The sequence below is a fragment of the Methylobacterium sp. Leaf125 genome, assembly GCF_001423085.1.
GTDB lineage: Bacteria > Pseudomonadota > Alphaproteobacteria > Rhizobiales > Beijerinckiaceae > Methylobacterium.
The window spans coordinates 76,026-96,431 of record NZ_LMNU01000006.1; the positions used below are offsets into that span (position 1 = coordinate 76,026).

Genomic DNA, 20,406 nt, shown 5'->3' on the forward strand with positions numbered 1-20,406 from the left:
GGTCGAACGACGCGGCACCCGCCGCGGCGCCATCGGCCGTCACCATCCACCGTCACTCCGTGGGTCTGGGGTCGGCGATGCGCCCCCGGCCGCACCCCCACCCCGCGTGGCGACCGATTGACTTGACCCGCGGTGCCGTGCGCCTCTGCGGCCGCGCGGACGCCGGGGCGTCCTCAGAAGGACCGTGATCCGAACCATGCTCGATCTTGCCACGCGGGTGTACAACCACAGCTTCAAGATCGACCCGATCGTCCGGTCGCTGCTCGACACGGACTTCTACAAGCTCCTGATGGCGCAGACGATCTTTCGCCGCCACCGCGATGCCCGCGTCACCTTCGGAATCCAGAACCGCTCGCGCCAGGTCCGGCTCGCCGAGTTCGTCGATGTCGGCGAATTGCGCGAGCAGCTCGACCATGCCCGCTCGGTGCGCCTGAGCCGGGGCGAATCCACCTGGCTGCGCGGCAACACCTTCTACGGCCAGCGCCAGATGTTCTCGGCCGATTTCATGGACTGGCTCGAGGGGTTTCGCCTGCCGGACTACGAGCTGGAGGCCCGGGACGGGCAATACGTGCTGACCTTCCACGGCCCCTGGATCGAGACCACCATGTGGGAGGTGCCGGCGCTCGCCATCCTCAACGAGCTGCGCACGCGGGGCGTGGTGCGCCACCTCGGCAAGCTCGACCTGCAGGTGCTCTATGCCCGCGCCATGACCCGGGTCTGGGAGAAGATCGAGCGGCTGCGGCGCCTGCCCGGCCTCTCCATCGCGGATTTCGGGACCCGGCGCCGTCACGGCTTCCTGTGGCAGGACTGGTGCGTCGAGGCCATGCACGAAGCCCTGGGCGACCGCTTCCTCGGCACCTCGAACTGCCTCATCGCCCTGCGCCGCGAGGTGGAGGCCGTGGGCACCAACGCCCACGAACTGCCGATGGTCTACGCAGCGCTGGCCGACGACGATGCGGGCCTCGCCCGCGCGCCCTACGACGTGCTCGCAGACTGGCAGCAGGATTACGCCGGCAACCTGCTGGTGATGCTGCCCGACACCTACGGCACCACGGGCTTCCTGGCGAACGCCCCCGACTGGATGAACGCCTGGACGGGCATCCGCATCGACTCGAAGGAGCCGATCGCCGGCGGCGAGGAGGCCATCGCCTGGTGGCGGTCCCGGGGCTCCGACCCCCGAGAAAAGCTCGCGATCTTCTCCGACGGGCTCGACATCGACACCATCGAGGCGATCCACGCCCATTTCCACGGCCGGATGCGGATCGGCTACGGCTGGGGCACGCTGCTCACCAACGACTTCCGCGGCCTGGTGCCGGACGGCCGCCTCGACCCGATCTCCATCGTCTGCAAGGTGATCGCCGCCGACGGCCGCCCCACCGTCAAGATCTCCGACAACCCGTCGAAGGCGATCGGCCCGGCCGGGGAGATCGCCCGCTACACCCGCGTCTTCGGCGATGCGGGGCAGGCCGCGATGCCGGTCCTGGTCTGAGCGGCCCTCACTCCGGCGACTGGACGATCACGCCGTACCAGCCGAGGCCCGCATAGGTCTCGTAGCCGGGCGTGCGGTGAAAGGCGACGATCCGGCCGGTCCGGGGATCCTGGTCGGCGCCGCTGACCCGGCCACCGGCCGCCAGCGGCAGGGTCTCCTCGAGGACGCCACGCCCGTCCGAGGCGGCGATCACCCGGTGGCGGGCATCGACGAGGAGCACGCGGGTGCGGGCCCGGTCCTCCTGGGCCACCCGCACGCCGTCGACGATGGCCCGGGCCTGGGCCTGCCAATCGAAGTGGATCGCCAGGACGCCGATCGGCCCGGCCCGGCTGTTGCCGTCCTGGCGGACGCTGGCGCAGTAGGTCGCCACCTGCGCCCCGCCGAGGCCGGGCTGCCCCATCACGTCGGCGGCGACGTAGGCGTCCCCGTCGGGGAGGGCGGCCGCGCGCCGGAACCAGTCCTGGTCGGCGACATTGCGCCCGACGAGACCGGGATAGCGGTTCGGGCGTCCATGGGCGATCACGTTGCCCTTCAGGTCGCAGAGCCAGAGGTCGAGATAGACCGTGTAGGCGTCGAGGATGATGCCCAGGCGCCGGGTCGCGTGGGCGGCGGCATCGGTGCTCGGCTCCGCCGCACAGGCGACCAGGGCCGCGTCGGTGGCCCACCAGCGCACGTCGCAGGTGCGCTCGTAGAGGTTGCGGTCGATGAGTTCGACGGCGTTAAGGGCGAGGTCGATCAGCCGTTGGGTCTGGGACGCGTCGGCGAAGCTCCGGACCTGGACCTGGAGGCCGGCGATGCGGTTCGAGAGCTCGACCTCGAGGGCGCGGGCCACGGTCTCCACCTCGGCGCCGATCGCCCGCACCTCCTGCGCCACCACCGAGAAGCCGCGGCCCATATCGCCGGCGCGGGAGGCCTCGATCAGGGCGTTGAGGGCGAGCATCTTCACCTGGCCGGTGATCGACTGGATGCGCCGGCTCTTGTCGGAGGCGATGCGCTGGAGCTCCGCGATCTCGGTGGCAATGCCGCGCAGGTTGGTGGCATCCGCCGCGCTGGGTCCGGTGCCAGCATCACTCGCCGTCTCGTGCACAACTGCCTCCAGACAAATCCGGACGGGCCCCGTCCTCTCGCTGTCGAAGAGCTTACGCAACTCAGCTTATATTTCCCTTAAAACCAATCGTTTCGCGTGCACATCGGGTCCGATCACCAGACTTATCTTATGTTTAGCGCCGATCCTGCAACAGTGCCACAGACGTCAGCCGAGCCCTGTGCGTGTTGTTAAGGCGATGAACACGATCGAAGCGTCCATTTTGTGCACGCCTGGATCGAACCGGCCATGGTTCAAGAAACGCGCGAGAACCGACGGAGCGCTCGTCCTTCCGCGTACACGCAAACGCGCAGGATGATGGCGCCCGGGTTGCCAGATACGCCCAGGATCGGGCCGGACGCTGCGATCACCTGTGCGACGCCAGCGCTCAGCTATGCAACGGATGCAGGCCGGACCCGCCCCGATCACGGTTTCGCGACGCGATGAACCCGGGGGAGGGATCGATTCTCGCAAGCGCGTCGTTCTCTACGCCGCAATGCCCGCCACGCCGGCGGCCTGCGCGTCGCGTCTCGAACACGGAATCGGAATGGCCCTGAGATCCCCCCCGAAGCCGTCCCTCGTCCCGCCGCGACCCACGCGCATCGCGGCCGCCGGCACCCCGACCCAGGCCCTGACCTCGCCGATCATCGTCGCCGCCCTGATCATGGTGGGCCTGTATGTCGGCCGCGACGTCCTGATCCCGATCGCCATCGCGATCCTGCTCTCCTTCGTCCTCGGCCCCCTGGTGAACCTCCTGCGGCGCTGGCATTTCGGCCGCTTCCTCTCGGTGGCGGCCTCGGTCGTCCTGGCGCTGGGCACCGCCGCGTCCCTGGCGACGCTGATCGGCGTTCAGCTCGCCGACATTGCCAAGGACGTGCCGCGCTACCGCAGCACCATCGAGCGCAAGATCGAGGGTCTGAACGATACGCCCGCCGGACGCCTCGCCGGCTACGTCGCGAGCATCGGCCGGACGATGCACGAGAGCCACGAGGAGCCCAAACCCGAAGCCAAGCCTGAGCCGAAATCCGACTCGCAGGCCAATCCGGCGCCGCCCGAGAAGGCGATCCTGGTGGAGGTCAAGGAGCGCGTTCCCGGACCGGTGACCATGGCGGGCACGCTGATCTCGCCGATCCTGCACCCCCTCGCCACCATCGGCATCGTGTTCGTGGTGCTGCTCTTCCTGCTGATGCAGCGCGAGGACCTGCGCGACCGGATGATCCGGCTCGCCGGCTCCAGCGACCTCCACCGCACCACCGTGGCGATGGACGACGCCGCCAAGCGCCTCAGCCGCTACTTCCTGGTCCAGCTCGGACTCAACGCCGCCTTCGGCCTGGTGGTGGGCATCGGGCTCTACGGTCTCGGCGTGCCGAACCCGGTCCTGTGGGGCATCTTCTCGGCGCTGATGCGCTTCGTGCCCTATGTCGGCGCCTTCGTGTCGGCCCTGTTCCCCCTGGCGCTGGCCGCCGCGATCGATCCCGGCTGGTCGATGGTGATCGGGACGCTGATCCTGTTCCTGATCCTCGAACCCCTGGTCGGGCACTTCATCGAGCCGATGCTCTACGGCCAGTCCACCGGCATGTCGCCCTTCGCGGTCCTGGTCTCCGCCCTGTTCTGGACCTGGCTCTGGGGACCCGTCGGCCTGCTCCTGTCCACGCCGCTGACGGTCTGCCTCGTGGTGCTCGGGCGCCACGTGGACAAGCTCGAATTCCTCGACGTCCTGTTCGGCGACCGGCCGGCCCTGACCCCGGTGGAGAACTTCTACCAGCGCATCCTGGCCGACGACCCGGAGGAGGCGCAGGAGCATGCCGACCTCATCCTGAAGACCTGCTCGCTCACCACCTACTACGACGAGGTGGTGGTGAAGGGCCTCGAACTCGCCGCCCGGGACGCCGCCCGCGGCGTGCTCACCACCGAGCAGAAGAACGACATCCGGGCCAGCGTCGGCGGCCTGATCGAGGAGATGGCCGACCGCGACGACCTGCGCAGCGACACCGAGGCAAAGGCGGATCCCGACGCGCCGCGCCCGGACCCGGTGCCGGAGGCCTGGCGGCCGGACGGCGCGGTGCTGTGCGTCGCCGGGCGCAGCTTCGTCGACGAGTCCGCCTGCGCGATCCTGGCCCAGCTTCTCGCCAAGCGCGGGATCGGCACGCGGGTGGTGCCGTTCGCCGACGTGGCGCGGGCGCGGATCGATGCCTTCGACCCTGGCCCGGCGCAGCTCGTCTGCATCGTCTCGATGGCGATCAGCGGCGAGCCCACGCACCTGCGCCGGCTGGCCGACCGCCTCCGTCGCAAGCTCCCGGGGGCCTGCTTCGTCCTCGGCCTCTGGCAGGCGGACGATGCCAGCCTCGACGAGGCGACCCGGCGCCGGGCGGTGGAGGCCGACATCCACGTGTCGTCCCTCAAGGCCGCCGTGGAGGCCGTCGTGGCCACCGCGCACGGCACCCGGAGCCCGGCCGAACCAGCGCCCGAGGTCGAGACGGAATTCGCCCGGGTCCAGCCGATGCCGGTGTGACGGCGCGGTTTTGGGCTTGACCGTCGCCCCCTCCGTCCGCTTCGCTCGCCGGCGATCCCGATCGGGATTGGCCTGACGGGCACCTGCCGGAAAAGAGGTATGCCGATGAGCGTCGTCGATCTCGCGCGGTTCATGGACGATCTCGCCGCGGCCTCGGGGCATGCGATCCTGCCCTTCTTCCGCGCCGCCTTCGGCATGGACGACAAGGCGCGGGGCGGGGCCGCCTTCGATCCGGTGACGGAGGCCGACCGGGCCGCCGAGGTGGCCATGCGCGGGATGATCCGGCGCGACCTGCCGACCCACGGCATCCTGGGCGAGGAGTTCGGCGCGGAGAACCTCGATGCCGAGTGCGTCTGGGTGCTGGACCCCATCGACGGAACCCGCGCCTTCGTCGCCGGCCTGCCGACCTGGGGCACCCTGATCGGGCTGACCCATCACGGCGCGGCGGTGCGCGGCCTGATGCACCAACCCTATCTCGGCGAGCTGTTCTCCGGCGACGGCGCGCAGGCCCGCCTGCGGTCGCCCCGCGGCGAGCGCACCCTGCTGACCCGTCGCGGCACCGCCCTGGACCAGGCGGTCCTCGCCACCACCGACCCGCGCCTGTTCGCCGAGGGTGCGGAGCGGGAGCGCTTCCTGGCCCTGGAGCGCGCGGTGCGCCTGTCCCGGTACGGCACCGACTGCTACGCCTATTGCATGCTGGCGGCCGGACAGATCGATCTGGTGGTGGAGGCCGGCCTCAAGCCCTACGACATCGTTGCGCTGATCCCGATCATCGAGGGGGCCGGCGGCATCGTGACGACCTGGGACGGCGGGCCGGCCACCGGGGGCGGGCGCATCGTCGCCGCCGGGGACCCCCGCCTGCACGAGGCGGCGCTGCGCCACCTCAATCCCTGAGGCGTCCGTCCCGAGCTGCCCGTGGGATTCTGCGTCCGGCGGGCTGAGGCCGACGCTTCGTCCCCATGCGTGAGGTCCGCTGCGGGTGGAATGCGGTCCGGCTGCTTTCGATCAGAAGACGCCCTTAGGCAGTCTATCGTGGAGGCCATCGAGCATCGGCCGATTGCGCCACCAGGGGCAGCTTGCCTAACCTCTCGCCCCGAATGGACCAGAGCCTCCGCTCCTGAGAACCGCAGACTGTCCCAGATCATTTGAGGACGGACAGAGGCCGTCGCAACGGTCGTTCGGTCGCCGGTAGGCACCTTCATCGCCCAGATCAAACCTTCCAATGGTTGCGATGGATGGTCGGCATACCCCCTATTGTCCTTCCCCACCTTCGCCCTTCTCTTCCGCTCGCCCCTGCTGCCAAGAGCGACTACGCTCTAACGTAAGAATGGCATTCATTGACCGGTAGCGCGCCACCTCGCGCGCTGCTGAGGCCCGGTTTGATCTTCGGCGGTCTCTGGCGCACCCTGCGCACCTGGCCTGCTCAACCGAACGCGACGCGCGCGCTCGACTTGAGCGAGCAGCAGACTGGTTGCTGCACCGTGCTTAGTTGCCCTGCCGCGCGCGCTGTGCCTGCGCCGCGTTAGCCCGGCTGTCCGGTTTGCCGCCAACGTCGACTGCCGACAGCGCAGCTTGGCGTTGAGACGTTGCGCAGCCGAGTGGGTGCCGATGCGGCGCATTATTGTGACGGCGTCAGCCGTGTCCTCGACCCGGTCAAGGGGAGCGCGCCCGGCCGTGTGAATTACGTCGCCATTGGCAAAAAGCACGGCAAGCTCAAGATCACATTGCGAAAACGCCCGTGTCTGAAATCCGGCAACTAATTGCTGTCGCAGCGCACCCGCCTCCTGTCCAATGATCTGTATTCCGATTGACCCATGGACGGATAGCGACGTGATCCAGATCCCCGCCTCTCCTCCGATAGACCTTCAGGCAATTCCGGAGGAAGCTGTCCTCACCCGCGACAAGCGCAGCCTGCGCCTGAAGTGGCATGACGGCACACAGGCTGTGCTGTCGGCGACGACCCTGCGCCTGCGCTGCCGCTGTGGCTGGTGCACCCGCGATCGACTGCAGGACCGCTTTCCAGCGGTTGACGAGGATATCACGCTCACGCGCATCGAGCCTATGGGCGGCTTTGCGGTTCACCTCGCCTTTTCGGACGACCATGCCCGCGGAATCTTTCCGTGGGTCTACCTACGCGATCTCGCGCGTGAAGCGGTTGGTTCGGGCGTCGAGCCCGCCTGCGCGGCTTGACGGCCGGAATCCCCCTTCCTTCGGACCTTCTGCACGAGTGCCGCGCCTTAAAGGCGCGCTCGGGAAATGAGAGACGAGCATGACCGCCAGCGCCCACAAAATCGAGATTATTGAGACGGATATCCTCGTCATCGGCGGCGGCACCGGTGGTCCAATGGCGGCGATCAAGGCGAAGGAGGCCGATCCCTCCTTGCGCGTGATGGTGATGGAGAAGGCAAACGTGAAGCGCTCGGGCGCCATCAGCATGGGCATGGACGGGCTCAACAACGCCGTCGTGCCCGGCTACGCCACGCCGGAGCAGTATGTGAAAGAGATCACCGTCGCCAATGATGGCATCGTCAACCAAGCGGCGGTGATGGCCTACGCGCAGGGCTCGTTCCCGATGATCCAGTATCTAGATAAGCTCGGGGTCAAGTTCGAGAAGGACGGCTCAGGCGAATACAACATGCGCAAGGTCCATCATATGGGAACCTACGTGCTGCCGATGCCGGAAGGTCACAACGTCAAGAAAGTGCTCTATCGGCAATTGCGTCGCCTCCAGGTGGCGGTGACCAACCGATACATGGCGACCCGGCTGCTAAAGGGGCCTGATGGGCGCATCGCCGGGGCCATTGGCGTCAACACTCGCACATCCGAGTTCCTCATCGTGAAGGCTAAATCCGTGGTGCTTGCCTGCGGTGCCGCCGGGCGTCTCGGCCTGCCGGCCTCGGGCTACTTGTTCGGAACATACGAGAACCCTGCCAACTGCGGCGACGGCTACGCGATGGCGTATCATGCTGGCGCGCAACTCGCTAACCTTGAATGCTACCAGATCAACCCACTAATCAAAGATTATAATGGACCCTCCTGCGCCTACGTGACCGGCCCCTTCGGTGGCTTCACTGCCAACAATCGCGGCGAACGCTTCATCGAGTGCGATTACTGGTCGGGTCAGATGATGCTTGAATTCTGGCGCGAGCTGCAGAGTGGTAATGGCCCGGTCTTCCTCAAGATGGACCATCTGCGCGAAGAGACGATTTCAGAGATCGAGACTATCCTTCACACCAACGAGCGGCCCTCACGTGGGCGCTTCCACGACCGGCGCGGCACCGACTATCGCTTCCGACCGGTAGAGATGCACATCTCGGAGATCGGATTCTGCTCGGGGCATTCCGCGTCGGGCGTCTGGGTTGACGAGCACGCTCGTACCACGGTCCCCGGCCTCTACGCGGTCGGCGACATGGCAAGTGTTCCGCATAACTATATGCTCGGCGCCTTTGTCAACGGCGGCATCGCTGGGGCGGATGCCGCCGCCTACTGCGCCTCGACCACGCTCGCTTCTTACAGCCAGGGCGACATAGAGGCCGAAATGGCACGCGTACTGGCACCGACACTACGCACGGATGGCCTCACCCCTCACGAGATGGAGTTTAAGACCCGCCGCCTCGTCAACGATTACCTCGAGCCGCCTAAGGTGACGGCTAAGATGGAACTCGGCCAGCGCCGGTTCGCCGAGATTCGCGAGGATCTCGACCTCCTTGTCGCTCGCGACTCGCACGAACTTCACCGCGCCCTGGAAATGCAGTCCATTCTCGATTGCGCCGACATGGCGGCGGCCGCCTCGCTCTACCGTACCGAGAGCCGCTGGGGGTTCTATCACCTACGCGTTGATCATCCCGAGACCGACGCCGCCAACTGGAACTGTCACACAGTGCTGTTCAAGGACGAGCAGGGCCAGATGGCCCACGCCAAACGCGAGGTCGACCCGTACATCGTTCCTGTCGCGGCCGAGGAGATGTCCGCTTACCACCAGCTCCGCATCAAGACGCCGGCTGCGGCCGAGTAGACTGTAAGCGATCCGGGAGAATCCAATGCCGATCATCACCCAATCCGCCAGCGCCGCCGTTGTCATCGACGATGCCAAGTGCATCGCTGAAAAGGGCTGTCGCGTCTGCGTAGACGTCTGTCCGCTCGACATCCTTGCGATCGACGAGGTGCGCCAGAAGGCCTACATGAAGTACGACGAGTGCTGGTACTGCATGCCCTGTGAGGTCGATTGTCCGACCAATGCAGTGAAGGTCAATATTCCTTACCTCCTGCGCTGAGGCACCCGGCCATGTTCGATACCTTCGACGACGACCTGGACGACGTGGCGCTGCGCTGCACGGATGCCGATCCCGGGATCCGGCGTGTGGCAATGATGGAGCTGGCCGAAGCAGTGGGCGCGCGCGCCTCCGTTCTCCTGCTCAAAGGGCTTGGGGATTCCGATCCAGAGGTACGGTCCGCCGCCGCCAAGGCGCTGGACGAGCACGACGGCCCGGCGGTCGTCGAGGGCCTCGTGCGCTCGCTGGAGGATATCGATCCGGAGGTGCGCCGCGCTGCGGCCGACACACTCGCAGAGAAGAAAGAGCCATCCTGTGGGCCGCTTCTCATCGAGCGAGCTGAGCATCCCGACCCGTTCGTGCAGGCCGCTGCCCTCAGGGCCCTTCGCGAACTCGTGCTTCCCGATGCCCTCTCCGCGGCTCTTAGGGCGCTTCAGAGCTCGGTACCGGAGGTCCGCCGCGAGGGGATCGGCGTCATCGGCTACCTCAAGGCCGATAACGCTCTGCCAGCCTTAATGGCGACAGCTTCCGATCCCGACGAGAGCGTGAGGCGCGCCACGATGGCGGCCTTGGTCTTTGTCCGCACCGGTGGCCCTGGCGTCTCGATGCTGTTGGACGGCCTACGCGATGCCAACTGGCAGGTCCGTGAGGAGGCGGTGGTCTCTATAGGGAAGATCCGCCTACCTGAGGCCGTCGATCCTCTCATCGCCACGATGTCGGACGGATTCTGGCAGGTCCGTTGCAAAGCGGCGAATGCGCTCGGGCGGATCAAGGCGAAAGCCGGCGTCACGGTCCTGGGCGAGGCGCTGGGCTCCGAGGTGAGCAACCTGCGCAAGGAAGCCGCCGCGGCACTGGGCGAGATCGCCGACCCACGCGCGCTTAAATACCTGGAGCCGTCGGCCGAGGATCCCGATCCGGACGTTCGCAAGCTTATCCGCTGGGCGATCGGGCGCTGTCAGGCGAGCGTCTGAGGCTGGGCGTTCTCGTCGATGACGTTGTGCAGCACCGTTGCCAAGGAACGCGGTGCTGCATCGCGTTAGAACGAAAACATTTTAGGAAGGAGCCTTTGAATTTAGAGCTGGTATAAAGTTTGCAGCCTCCCTCACGAGAAAGTGAGGAAGAGTCTGATGCAGCCGACCTCCGTTCCCCAGATCTCGTCTAACCCGACGGCCGCCAGAGCCGGGCTAGTCCAAGCGAACTCGCTGCTCCTGCTATCCGACAACGCGACGCAGCCCGGCGGACCCCGCCCGCTCCTGCAGGGCTTGACCGAGCGGGAACTTGACCTTCTGATGGCGAAGGGCCGCCGGAGAGTACTCTATCGCGGCGCGACGTTGTTCAGCCAGGATACGCCGAATGACGGCATCTACCTTATCGAGACCGGTCGTATGCGGGTGTTCTATACGGCGCCCTCTGGACGAGAGATCACCTTAGCCTATTGGTATCCCGGCAACTTCGTCGGAGGCCCCGAAGTTTTCGGGACCGGACTACACAGCTGGTCCGGTATCGCGACAAGTAATTCTAGTGTATTGCATCTCCCCGGAAAGGCCCTGCGCCAGCTCGTGACTCAGATCCCGACGCTCGCCATTGGCGTAATCGAAGGCCTGTCCTTTAAGGGTAGGTGCTACTCGGCGTTGGCGCAGATGCTTGGAACGCGCTCGATCACCGAGCGCCTCGCCCATCTTCTCCTGCATCTGGCCGACCTGTACGGCGTCCCGGAAGAGAACGACACTGTAATCGCTGCGACTTTCACCCATGCTGATCTTGCCCACATGGTTGGTGCAACTCGGCAATGGGTTACGATCAGCCTAAAACGGCTGTCTGAGCAAAAAATCATCCATACTCGTAGATCTCAAATTGTGATCCTACGCCCGGATGTACTTGCGCAAATGCGCGGAGGCGAACACTCCGCTTAATTGACGTGCTTTTAGCACAATAAAACGGCATATATCCCTCCGCAGCAGACCATTGGGCAACTAATCCACCTAAGTGGCCCGATTCCATTTGATTGGAGGCGATCCATCACCCGATCATCCCCTCGACATCAACGCGATGTCTCCTCTGGGGTTTGACAAAGGCGGATCGAACGATGGGAATTCGGCTTTCGAAACGCTGTTCGGTCTCGGCGATAGCCCTCATTGCTCTCGCGAGCACGGCCTTCGCGCAGCCGGCATGGGCCACGACTACGCTCACGGTTGGAATTGGCACACAGGATTCCACCACTAACACGGCGACGACCGGCGTAATCATCCGTCAGCTCAAGCTTCTGGAGAAGTATCTCCCCAATACCGGCAAATATGCCGACATGAAGATCCAGCTCGACTGGCAGAACTTCACCTCGGGGCCACCGGTCACCAACGGCATGGTGGCCGGCAAGCTGCAATTCGGCGCTATGGGCGACTATCCTTTAGTCGTCAACGGCTACACTTTCAAAAACAACCCCGAGAGCCAATCTGAGCTAATCGCGGTCGCGGCCTACAATCTCTACGGGTCTGGCAATGGTATCGTGGTCAACAAGGACTCGCCCTACTTCGAATTTGACGACCTGAAGGACAAGGTCGTGAGCGTGCCGTTTGGCTCTGCGGCGCATGGGATGGTCCTCAAGGCACTGCAGGATAGGGGGTATCCGCAGACCTTCTTCCGCCTTGTCAACCAGAGCCCCGAAGTCGGCTCCACAAATATTCAGGAGAAGAAAATTGATGGGCACGCCGACTTCGTGCCCTTCGCCGAACTGCTTCCGTTCCGCGGTTTTGCCCGGAAGATCTTCGACGGCGTCGAGACCAAGCTTCCAACTTGGCATGGCGTGGTGGTTCGCACGGACTTCGCCAAGCAATACCCCGAGATCGTCGAGGCTTATCTCAAGGCAGTCCTCGACGCGGAAGCCTGGGTGAAGGCCGATCCAAAACGGGCAGCTGAGCAGGTCTCGGCTTGGACGGGCACCGACAAGGAAGTGGTCTATATTTTCCTCGGGCCAAGCGGCATCATGACCATCGATCCGACCATCAAGGTTCCCCTCGTCGAGGCGGCACGCGAGGACGTGAAAGTCCTTCAGAAGCTCGAGCGCGTAAAGGAGTTCGACGTCGGCCTTTGGATTAACGACAGTTACCTCCGAAAGGTTTTTGCCGACCGCAGTCTCGACTACGACAAGCGCCGCGCGACCACAGACAACTACGAGATCTCAGGCACGGACTCGTTCTGCAACAAGCCCATAACTGAGCCGCGCAAGGCCGGCGAGATCTGGATTAAGGGCGGCGACATCCAGTCATATGCCAGCGCCGCCTGCACGCTCGCCGCCATCAACGATTTCAAAGGCAAAGGCCAGGAGATCGGCGTCGCATACGTCTTCGATACAGCGCGCGGCATCAAGCTCTTTGCCCGTGAGGCATATTATGCGCTCGGCGCTAAGGGCGAGATCGCACCGTTCCTGCTGAAACACGATGCCGAAGCCTATGCGGGCAAGACTGGCGCCAAGGTCCTGCCCTTCGACGACGCACTCAAGGCGGCGGTCACGGGAGGTTGAGACGCATGGAATCCCTGGCTCTTCGACACGCCACTGAACCGCACGAGATGCCGGCCCTCCAAGAGCAGGCTCTCCTAGATCCAGCGACGGTGGGAACGCCCGCCTTTCAAGCCCAGGCCGGACGCTGGCTTCGGCTACACCGGTCAGGACTGCGAGCAGCGTTGCTCGGCCTCGTCTCACTCGTCTTTTTCGTAGGGCTCTGGCAGGTGCTCACCGCCAATCGAATCAATCTCTACGTCCGCTTCATGAATGTGCCCTCGCCCGAGCAGGTATTGGAGCGAGCCCGCATCGCCCTGCATAGCGCTTCCTTCGGCTCCCACGTACTTATGAGCTGCCGACGCATCCTGTTTGGCTTCCTGTTGGCGAGTGCCGTGGCGATACCCCTCGGGCTGCTCATGGGCCGTTTCCGTGTGTTACGGGAAATAGTGTTCCCCGTATCAGAGGTCTTGCGCCCGATCCCAGCCATCGCCTGGGTACCGATGGCGATTATGCTGTGGCCGACGAACGAAGAATCAATCCTCTTCATCACCTTTCTGGGGTCATTCTTCCCGATCCTCATCAATACTCTGCACGGCATGGCTAGTGTTGATCCGGTGCTCGTGCGGGCCGCCCGCTGCCTCGGCGCCCGCGAAGCCGCGGTGTTCCGCGAGGTCTACCTGCCGGCCTCCCTGCCGCAAATCTTCACAGGCCTGACCATCGGTATGGGTGTCGCCTGGGTCTCGCTCATCGCCGCCGAGATGATCTCGGGCCAGTTCGGCATCGGCTACTTCACCTGGGAGGCCTACTCCCTGGTCCAATACGCTGACATCGCGCTCGGCATGCTCACCATCGGCGTGCTCGGCCTCGCCTCGAGTTGGGCGATCCGTCTTGTCGGCTACTTCATAATGCCCTGGTCCAGCGCCCGCTGAGCGCTCGTCCCTTCCTTTATCCAACGACACGAGGAGATTGCCATGGCCCAGCCGGGCAAGGGCCTGATCGAGGTCCGCGATTTTGGATTGCGCTACGAGACGATGGAAGGCTCGGTGGAGGCCGTAACGAACGTCTCGCTTATTGTGCGACCTGGGGAGTTCGTATCGGTCATCGGCCCCTCCGGCTGTGGCAAGTCGACGATGCTCAACGCCCTCGCTGGATTTCTCACCCCGTCGAACGGCAGCGTCACTGTAGACGGCGAGGCGATCACCGGACCGAGTCCCGATCGTGGCATGATCTTTCAGCAATATTCGCTGTTCCCTTGGAAGACCGTGCGCGAGAACGTCGAGTTCGGGATGAAGATGAAGGGCATGTCGGCATCAAAGCGACATCAGGCGGCACGCACGCTGCTGGGTCTCGCTGGGCTCCTGCCGTTCGAGAATCATTATCCGGACCGGCTCTCAGGCGGCATGAAGCAGCGAGTCGGCATCGTTCGGGCGCTCGCTACTAGCCCGCGCATCCTGCTCCTTGACGAGCCGTTTGGGGCACTCGATGCCCAGACCCGGCTGATCATGCAGCAAATACTCACCAACATGTGGCAGCGCCTGAAGATCTCAGTGCTGTTCGTGACCCACGACATCGACGAGGCGATCTTTCTCTCAGACCGCATCTACGTGATGACCGCGCGTCCCGGTACGATTAAGGCAGAGATCGAGGTGCCTCTGCCACGGCCGCGCCTGCCGGCCATGGCCCTGTCCTCCGAGTTCCTGGCTTTGCGCCGGGGACTGATGTCGCTGATCCGCGAGGAGAGCATCCGCGCCATGGGCGGCGAGGTGAGCGCTGACGCGATGAAGGGCTTGGCCATCGACCTAGAAGGCCTGGAACTCGCCGAAGTCCTCTAAACCTTCGGCCCTCAGTTCATCCCATCCCTTCGATAGGTCGAGCTCATGACGTACGCGGTCACGGAAAACTGCATCAAATGCAAATACACCGATTGCGTCGAGGTCTGTCCGGTGGACTGCTTCTACGTCGGTGAGACGATGCTGGTAATCAACCCCGATGAGTGCATCGATTGTGGTGTGTGCGAGCCAGAATGTCCGGCGGATGCGATCAAGGCCGACACTGAGCCGGGCCTCGAAGGCTGGCTCACCCTCAACGCCAAATACGCCGCCCTCTGGCCGAACATAGCCGAGAAGATTGACCCGGCCGTGGATGCGGCTGCCTGGGACGGCCGCACAGGCAAGCTTGAGGCGACCTTCGGCACGCCGGACCCCGCTGCAGCCTGAGTTCGCCCACTAATCCTCCGTCAACGACTTCGGACTGACATACATGAGCAAGTACAATCAGGAGCGTGTGCTCTCCGTCCATCACTGGACAGACACACTGTTTTCTTTCCGCACAACCCGGGATTCTGCGTTCCGCTTCCGCAACGGCGAGTTCACGATGATTGGGATCGAGGTGGAGGGACGTCCGCTCCTCCGCGCCTACTCCGTGGTTTCAGCCAATTACGAGGAGGAGCTCGAATTCTTCTCGATCAAAGTCGAGAACGGCCCGCTCACATCGAAGCTGCAGCACCTCAAAGTCGGCGATCCAATCATGGTGGGCAAGAAGCCCACAGGTACGCTCGTTCTCGACAACCTGATGCAGGGCCGGCACCTCTACCTTCTCGGCACCGGCACCGGCCTCGCACCATTTCTATCGATCATCAAGGACCCTGAGACTTACGAGCGGTACGAGAAGGTGGTCCTCGTCCACGGCTGCCGGCAGGTGCAGGAGCTAGCTTACGGCGATACCATCACCGAGGACCTGCCAAATCATGAGTTCCTCGGCGAGGTAATCCGGAACGGCCTCATCTATTATCCTACTGTTACTCGTGAGCCGTTCCGCAACAGCGGGCGCATTACAGACCTCATGACCTCGGGCAAGCTGTTTGCCGATATCGGCCTGCCGCAGATGTCAGTCGAGCACGACCGCTTCATGCTCTGCGGCTCTCCTGACATGATCCGTGACACTCGCGAACTCCTCACCGGCTCTGGCTACGAGGAGGGCAACCACGGTGAGGCTGGCCACTACGTCATCGAGAAGGCCTTCGTTGAAAAGTGAAGGCACGTGGTGCTGGCGATTGCGGCCGGCTACGCCATCTGCCGCGGGCTCAGATTGCCGGTGCGCATGGCGGTTCTGGTAGCTACTGGCAATGCTATCTGCGGCAACTCGGCGATCGCCGCCCTGGCGCCGGTGATCGGCGCCGACAGCAAGGACGTCGCCGCTGCGATCGCCTTCACCGCCGTGCTTGGCGTGCTGATGGTGCTGGGCCTACCGCTTTTCATTCCGCTCGCTTGCCTCCCCGAGCACCAGTACGGGGTGCTCGCAGGCCTGACCGTATACGCAGTGCCACAAGTGCTTGCTGCGACCGTGCCGGTCGGCGCTCTCAGCACGCAGGTTGGCACGCTGGTGAAGCTCGTGCGCGTGCTGATGCTCGGTCACGTGGTCATTGCCTTCTCGCTTCTTGCCCCCCGTCTCGGGCGCGAGGACAGGACCGTCGAACCAAGCCGTCGCCGGATCGGCTAGTCCAGGCTCGTGCCTTGGTTCATTTTTGCGTTCCTGTTACTGGCGGCTTCGCGCTCGTTCGGACTCATCCCCGAGGCGGCGACGGGCCCGGTCGGCTGGTTCGCCAGCTTCCTCACAATCGTCTCGATGGCGGCGCTGGGATTGGGCGTCGATGTGCGCGTCCTCGCCAGTGTTGGCAGCCGGGTGACATTCGCCGTCACCGGATCCTTGGCGGTGCTGCTGGCGATCAGCCTGATCCTGATCCGAATCCTAGGGGTCGGCTGACGAAGACTCGATGTCGAACAACGCCGTGGCGCCCGCTACTCGAACTCCTCAGGAAGCTGTCATGTCCACTGTTCTCGCCCTGATCACCACGGCGAGCTACGTCGTCACTGCCGCCGGATTGTTGGGCGGTTTCGTCCGAGGCTTCTCGGGGTTCGGCTTCTCCTTGGCAGCGGTCCCAATCCTCGCCCTGACGCTCCCCACGGTGCAGATCGTGCCCGCGATCCTTCCGATTGAGATCGCATTCGGACTGGCTACGATCCCGGCGCAATGGCGGCACGTCGCGTGGCATCCATTCCGTTGGCTAATCCTCGGCACCCTGGTTGGTACGCAGATTGGCCTCATCATCCTGACGAGCTTGCCGCCTGAGGTCCTGCGGATACTCGTCGGAGTCACCGTTCTAGCGGCTGTGGCGCTGATGTGTCGGTCCCGCCCGAACTGGAGCCTTCAGCCGCGCGGCCTTTGGCTTACCGGCCTCCTGTCGGGACTGCTCAACGGCGCGACCTCTTTGAGCGGACCGCCGGCTATCCTCGCTCTGCTGGGAAGCGGGCTGGTGGAAAGCCGGGCTCGGGCGACGATGATGGCCTTCGTCGGTGCGAGCGCCGTTATCGCGGCGACCGCGGTTTGGCTCAAGGGCCTCTATGGCTGGGAGAGCGCCGCCACGAGCCTCGGCCTACTGCCTGCCGGCCTTGTGGGCGGCATTCTCGGTACGGTGACGTTTCGGGCCCTTCCTACGCAAACCTACCGCCCCATCAGCCTAGCAATTCTGGCCACTATCTCGCTCATTGTCCTCGGAACGTCTTTGAACGAATATGCATGCGCGAATTGCTGAGCAAGCGTCCATACGCGTAGCGCCCGAATTTTCACAGTCTAAGCAAGTTGTTAACTGCGCCCATACATATATATTCTGGTTGCATTACGCACGTCAGAAGCTCCTGCTGATCTGCGTTGCTTGGGTGCTGGTCGTTCCAAAATTCTCAACCCGTGAACGTCCGCTTCTGAGGATGGAGAAAACTCGCTGCTACGACGAGGTTGGGTCGGACGCAGCAGGGCTGCATTTCAAGTCTGGCAGCTGCGTGGCACACATCCCGAACGTCTAACCGGTAATACGCAGGCTACGTCCGCAGCACCCCTTCTCTCTCTGCCGGCATGGGCCGGTTGGGAGATGAGAGATGGGACATTCAGAGCACGACCCAGCCTTCAAGAGCCGCCGACCGTGGAACGCAGGACGGAAGCTCGGCGCCAAACGCGCGCTCAAACCACAACAGGTTTGGGCCATCCGTTTCTGGCTCGACGGAGAGCGGCGTGTACGCGACCGGGCCATGTTCGACCTCGCTATCGACAGCAAGTTGCGCGGTTGTGACATCGTCAAACTGAAGATCGGCGAGCTTGTCAGCGGTGGGCATGTACGGGCGCGCGTCATTGTCGTTCAGCGAAAGACTGGGTCGCCCGTGCAATTCGAACTGCTCGAACCAGCACGTACCAGCATTCTGACTTGGCTGAGGTGCCGAGGGGGCGGGCTTGACGATTACGCCTTTCCCAGCCGGATCGACCACGAGGCGCACATAAGCACCCGGCAGTACGCTCGTCTGGTAGATGAATGGGTGACGGGCATAGGACTACGGCGCGAGGACTACGGCACACATTCTCTACGCCGTACAAAGGCAGCATTGATCTACAAGCGAACCGGCAACTTACGCGCTGTGCAGATTCTGCTCGGGCATACGAAGATCGAGAGCACGGTACGCTACCTTGGCGTGGACGTTGAAGACGCGCTCGCTCTGGCGGAAGCGACCGAAATCTGAAGCCCGGCCTCCTCAACGGCAATGGCGGCGCGGCGCACGGTGGACGGGAGCTGGCAGCCCTCCGAGGAGCTGGNATCGAGAGCACGGTACGCTACCTTGGCGTGGACGTTGAAGACGCGCTCGCTCTGGCGGAAGCGACCGAAATCTGAAGCCCGGCCTCCTCAACGGCAATGTTGAGGAGGCCATGCAGGCTCCAAGAATGCAGCGCACCTGAAGCAGTCGTTTACCCCGACATGATGCCGTCCCAGATATAGGCGTTCTCGAACCAACCCAGCCTTTCCGCCCCAGGTGGATTGCGGTCTGTCCGCTGATTGGCGGCAGATCGACAAAGCGGTCATCCAGCATTGCCGATCTACCCCGGGATGAAGAACCCCGGCGGAGACCAGCCAGGCCCACGTAATTATGAGGAAAGGCATCGCCGAGGAGGGTTCGGACCATCTCCTCGGCTACAATTCCGACTTGATCGATGCAACGAGGTCCATGTCGCCATCCGTAATCCCTAGCGTCGTCGTTCCATGACCAAGCGCTTCAACTTCGAGGACCAGAATGCGCAGCACAGCCTCCACGAGAAAGCTCGGCATGTCTCACCGTTCGGCCTGTGCGCTGGCCCTCCTGTGGGGGATCTCGGCCACACCCGTGGTGGCGGTCACGCCGGTGACACCGGTGGGCGTCGAGAGCTGCGACGCCTTCCTGGAAGCCTATGCCCAATGCGCGGCCAGCCCCGGCGTACCGGAAGCCGCTCGCCCCGGCATCCGCCAGGGCATCAATACGATGCGCGAGAGCTTCCGCGACTCGGTCCTGCGCAACGAGGCGGCGCGTCCGACCGTGGCCTATCAGTGCGCCCAGGCTCATGAGGCCGTGCGCAAAAGCTTGGTCGACGCATTCAAATGCGGTTTTCCCGCCGCACCCGCGGCCTCACAGGCCCTGTTGCAGAGCCCGCCGCCACCGCCGGGCTCGGCTCGGGCGACCGCCCGCCCGGCGCCGACGCCCGAGGCTCAGGCGCTGGCAAAGGCCAATGCTTACACCGAGGCCCAGAACCACCTCGTCCGGTCGCATCCCCTGGAGCAGCAGTTGGCCGACTACCGGCGCGACAACGAGCGGGTGCTCAAGCTCGGAACGAAGTTCGGCGCCAACGCCTGGTACCACTTCGGCATCGTGGATTTCGATGGGGTTATCGACGAGTTGGAGAAGGCCGTTGCCTTGCCGGGCGTCGTGCCAGAGGTGGATGCTCAAGCCTCCCGGCTGCTGGCAGCCCTGCGTGAGGTCAATCCCATCCTGAAGGCGCTCACGCGCTATCAGACCACACGCGAGTTCAAAGAGGATGGCTTCAAGTTCGCCCGCGAGCAGCACGCGATCCTCGTTCCCAGAGTCGACGCGGCCGCCAAGGCGATGGACGCGTATGGCACGGCCCTGTTCGAGCGCGAGATCGCCCGGGATGAGCTCCGCCTGGCGGCGCTGCCGGAGGATGCGCCGGCACGGCGCCTCCTCTCCACCAGCCTCACCCTGCGCCGCGCAGTCCGGCGGTTCGAGGCACTGGGACCGAAGGCGGATGTCGCTCCCTTCCTGGCCGCACTCGGCGAGGTCTCAAACGCCAACCGCCACCTCGGCACGGTTCTCGACGGCATGAGCCCGAAGGCGAACTCATCCTGCACCGGCTACACCGATACGGTTGCAAGCGTGATTGGGCATGGCCGGGACGTCGCCCGGGACATTCGCGCCAAGAGTGATCCGAGCCAACCGGCGCAACGCTTCAACGAGACCTACAACCGCTCGGTACGCGATCTAGAATCTTGCCATAAGAATGAGAGTCGGGTGCGTCCAGGCTGAGGTCAGCCGAAGATCGCTGAAGACAGGACTGATGTCTCCTTCGAGGTAAACGCTCGTCCTTACGCCTCCGTAAGTCTGCGGGGAGACGAGCAGGTTGACGTCAAGGAGCGTACGTTCCACGGGTAGCACCGGCGTCTCTTAATGAGGACGGACGGAGAGCGGT

Annotated in this window: 17 protein-coding genes and 2 pseudogenes; 18 read left to right on the forward strand and 1 reads right to left on the reverse strand. The window is 64.2% G+C overall.

What is annotated here, in order from left to right:
• Positions 1-196: 196 nt before the first annotated feature.
• Entirely contained in the window at positions 197-1,489 is a 1,293-nt protein-coding gene (locus tag ASF58_RS08950; RefSeq protein WP_055950567.1) for a nicotinate phosphoribosyltransferase, read from the forward strand.
• 7 nt (positions 1,490-1,496) lie between these two features.
• Here ASF58_RS08950 and ASF58_RS08955 read toward each other — a convergent pair whose 3' ends face one another.
• Positions 1,497-2,519, reverse strand: a complete 1,023-nt coding sequence (locus ASF58_RS08955; protein WP_280137534.1) for a methyl-accepting chemotaxis protein — start codon at positions 2,517-2,519, stop codon at positions 1,497-1,499.
• A 601-nt stretch (positions 2,520-3,120) separates the two neighbouring features.
• Between ASF58_RS08955 and ASF58_RS08960 the strand changes: the two genes are divergently transcribed.
• From ASF58_RS08960 to ASF58_RS09035, 17 genes and pseudogenes are all read left to right on the forward strand, one after another.
• Positions 3,121-5,085 carry an AI-2E family transporter gene (locus ASF58_RS08960; RefSeq protein ID WP_055950573.1) on the forward strand — a complete coding sequence of 655 codons (1,965 nt, stop codon included), beginning with the start codon at positions 3,121-3,123 and terminating at the stop codon, positions 5,083-5,085.
• Positions 5,086-5,190: 105 nt separating this feature from the next.
• Positions 5,191-5,979 carry a histidinol-phosphatase gene (gene hisN / locus ASF58_RS08965; protein WP_055950676.1) on the forward strand — a complete coding sequence of 263 codons (789 nt, stop codon included), beginning with the start codon at positions 5,191-5,193 and terminating at the stop codon, positions 5,977-5,979.
• 936 nt (positions 5,980-6,915) lie between these two features.
• Complete coding sequence (locus ASF58_RS08970) at positions 6,916-7,275, forward strand: DUF971 domain-containing protein (RefSeq protein WP_244477238.1); 360 nt, start codon at positions 6,916-6,918, stop codon at positions 7,273-7,275.
• Between the two features lie 79 nt (positions 7,276-7,354).
• Positions 7,355-9,100, forward strand: a complete 1,746-nt coding sequence (locus tag ASF58_RS08975) for a fumarate reductase/succinate dehydrogenase flavoprotein subunit (protein ID WP_055950575.1) — start codon at positions 7,355-7,357, stop codon at positions 9,098-9,100.
• A gap of 25 nt (positions 9,101-9,125) precedes the next feature.
• Complete coding sequence (locus ASF58_RS08980; protein WP_055950578.1) at positions 9,126-9,359, forward strand: ferredoxin family protein; 234 nt, start codon at positions 9,126-9,128, stop codon at positions 9,357-9,359.
• Positions 9,360-9,370: 11 nt separating this feature from the next.
• The gene (locus tag ASF58_RS08985; protein WP_055950581.1) at positions 9,371-10,327 is read left to right on the forward strand and encodes a HEAT repeat domain-containing protein; all 957 of its coding nucleotides are present in this window, start codon (positions 9,371-9,373) and stop codon (positions 10,325-10,327) included.
• A gap of 156 nt (positions 10,328-10,483) precedes the next feature.
• Complete coding sequence (locus tag ASF58_RS08990) at positions 10,484-11,269, forward strand: Crp/Fnr family transcriptional regulator (RefSeq protein ID WP_055950583.1); 786 nt, start codon at positions 10,484-10,486, stop codon at positions 11,267-11,269.
• 173 nt (positions 11,270-11,442) lie between these two features.
• Entirely contained in the window at positions 11,443-12,873 is a 1,431-nt protein-coding gene (locus ASF58_RS08995; protein WP_055950586.1) for an ABC transporter substrate-binding protein, read from the forward strand.
• A 5-nt stretch (positions 12,874-12,878) separates the two neighbouring features.
• Positions 12,879-13,781 carry an ABC transporter permease gene (locus ASF58_RS09000; protein ID WP_082512944.1) on the forward strand — a complete coding sequence of 301 codons (903 nt, stop codon included), beginning with the start codon at positions 12,879-12,881 and terminating at the stop codon, positions 13,779-13,781.
• A 42-nt stretch (positions 13,782-13,823) separates the two neighbouring features.
• Positions 13,824-14,684, forward strand: coding sequence for an ABC transporter ATP-binding protein (locus ASF58_RS09005; RefSeq protein WP_055950594.1), 861 nt, complete (start codon positions 13,824-13,826; stop codon positions 14,682-14,684).
• A gap of 45 nt (positions 14,685-14,729) precedes the next feature.
• Complete coding sequence (gene fdxA / locus ASF58_RS09010; protein ID WP_055950596.1) at positions 14,730-15,068, forward strand: ferredoxin FdxA; 339 nt, start codon at positions 14,730-14,732, stop codon at positions 15,066-15,068.
• 43 nt (positions 15,069-15,111) lie between these two features.
• On the forward strand, positions 15,112-15,885 hold the full coding sequence (locus ASF58_RS09015; protein ID WP_055950599.1) for a ferredoxin--NADP reductase: 774 nt from the start codon (positions 15,112-15,114) through the stop codon (positions 15,883-15,885).
• Positions 15,886-15,891: 6 nt separating this feature from the next.
• A pseudogene (locus tag ASF58_RS09020) lies at positions 15,892-16,614 on the forward strand (putative sulfate exporter family transporter); the annotation flags it as partial.
• A 61-nt stretch (positions 16,615-16,675) separates the two neighbouring features.
• A complete protein-coding gene (locus ASF58_RS09025) occupies positions 16,676-17,443 on the forward strand; it encodes a sulfite exporter TauE/SafE family protein (protein ID WP_055950602.1) in 768 nt (255 codons plus the stop codon).
• Positions 17,444-17,783: 340 nt separating this feature from the next.
• Entirely contained in the window at positions 17,784-18,416 is a 633-nt protein-coding gene (locus ASF58_RS09030; protein ID WP_055950604.1) for a tyrosine-type recombinase/integrase, read from the forward strand.
• Between the two features lie 74 nt (positions 18,417-18,490).
• A pseudogene (locus tag ASF58_RS27610) lies at positions 18,491-18,565 on the forward strand (integrase); the annotation flags it as partial.
• 397 nt (positions 18,566-18,962) lie between these two features.
• Positions 18,963-20,243 carry a DUF3829 domain-containing protein gene (locus ASF58_RS09035; RefSeq protein WP_156375606.1) on the forward strand — a complete coding sequence of 427 codons (1,281 nt, stop codon included), beginning with the start codon at positions 18,963-18,965 and terminating at the stop codon, positions 20,241-20,243.
• The last annotated feature ends 163 nt before the right edge of the window (positions 20,244-20,406 follow it).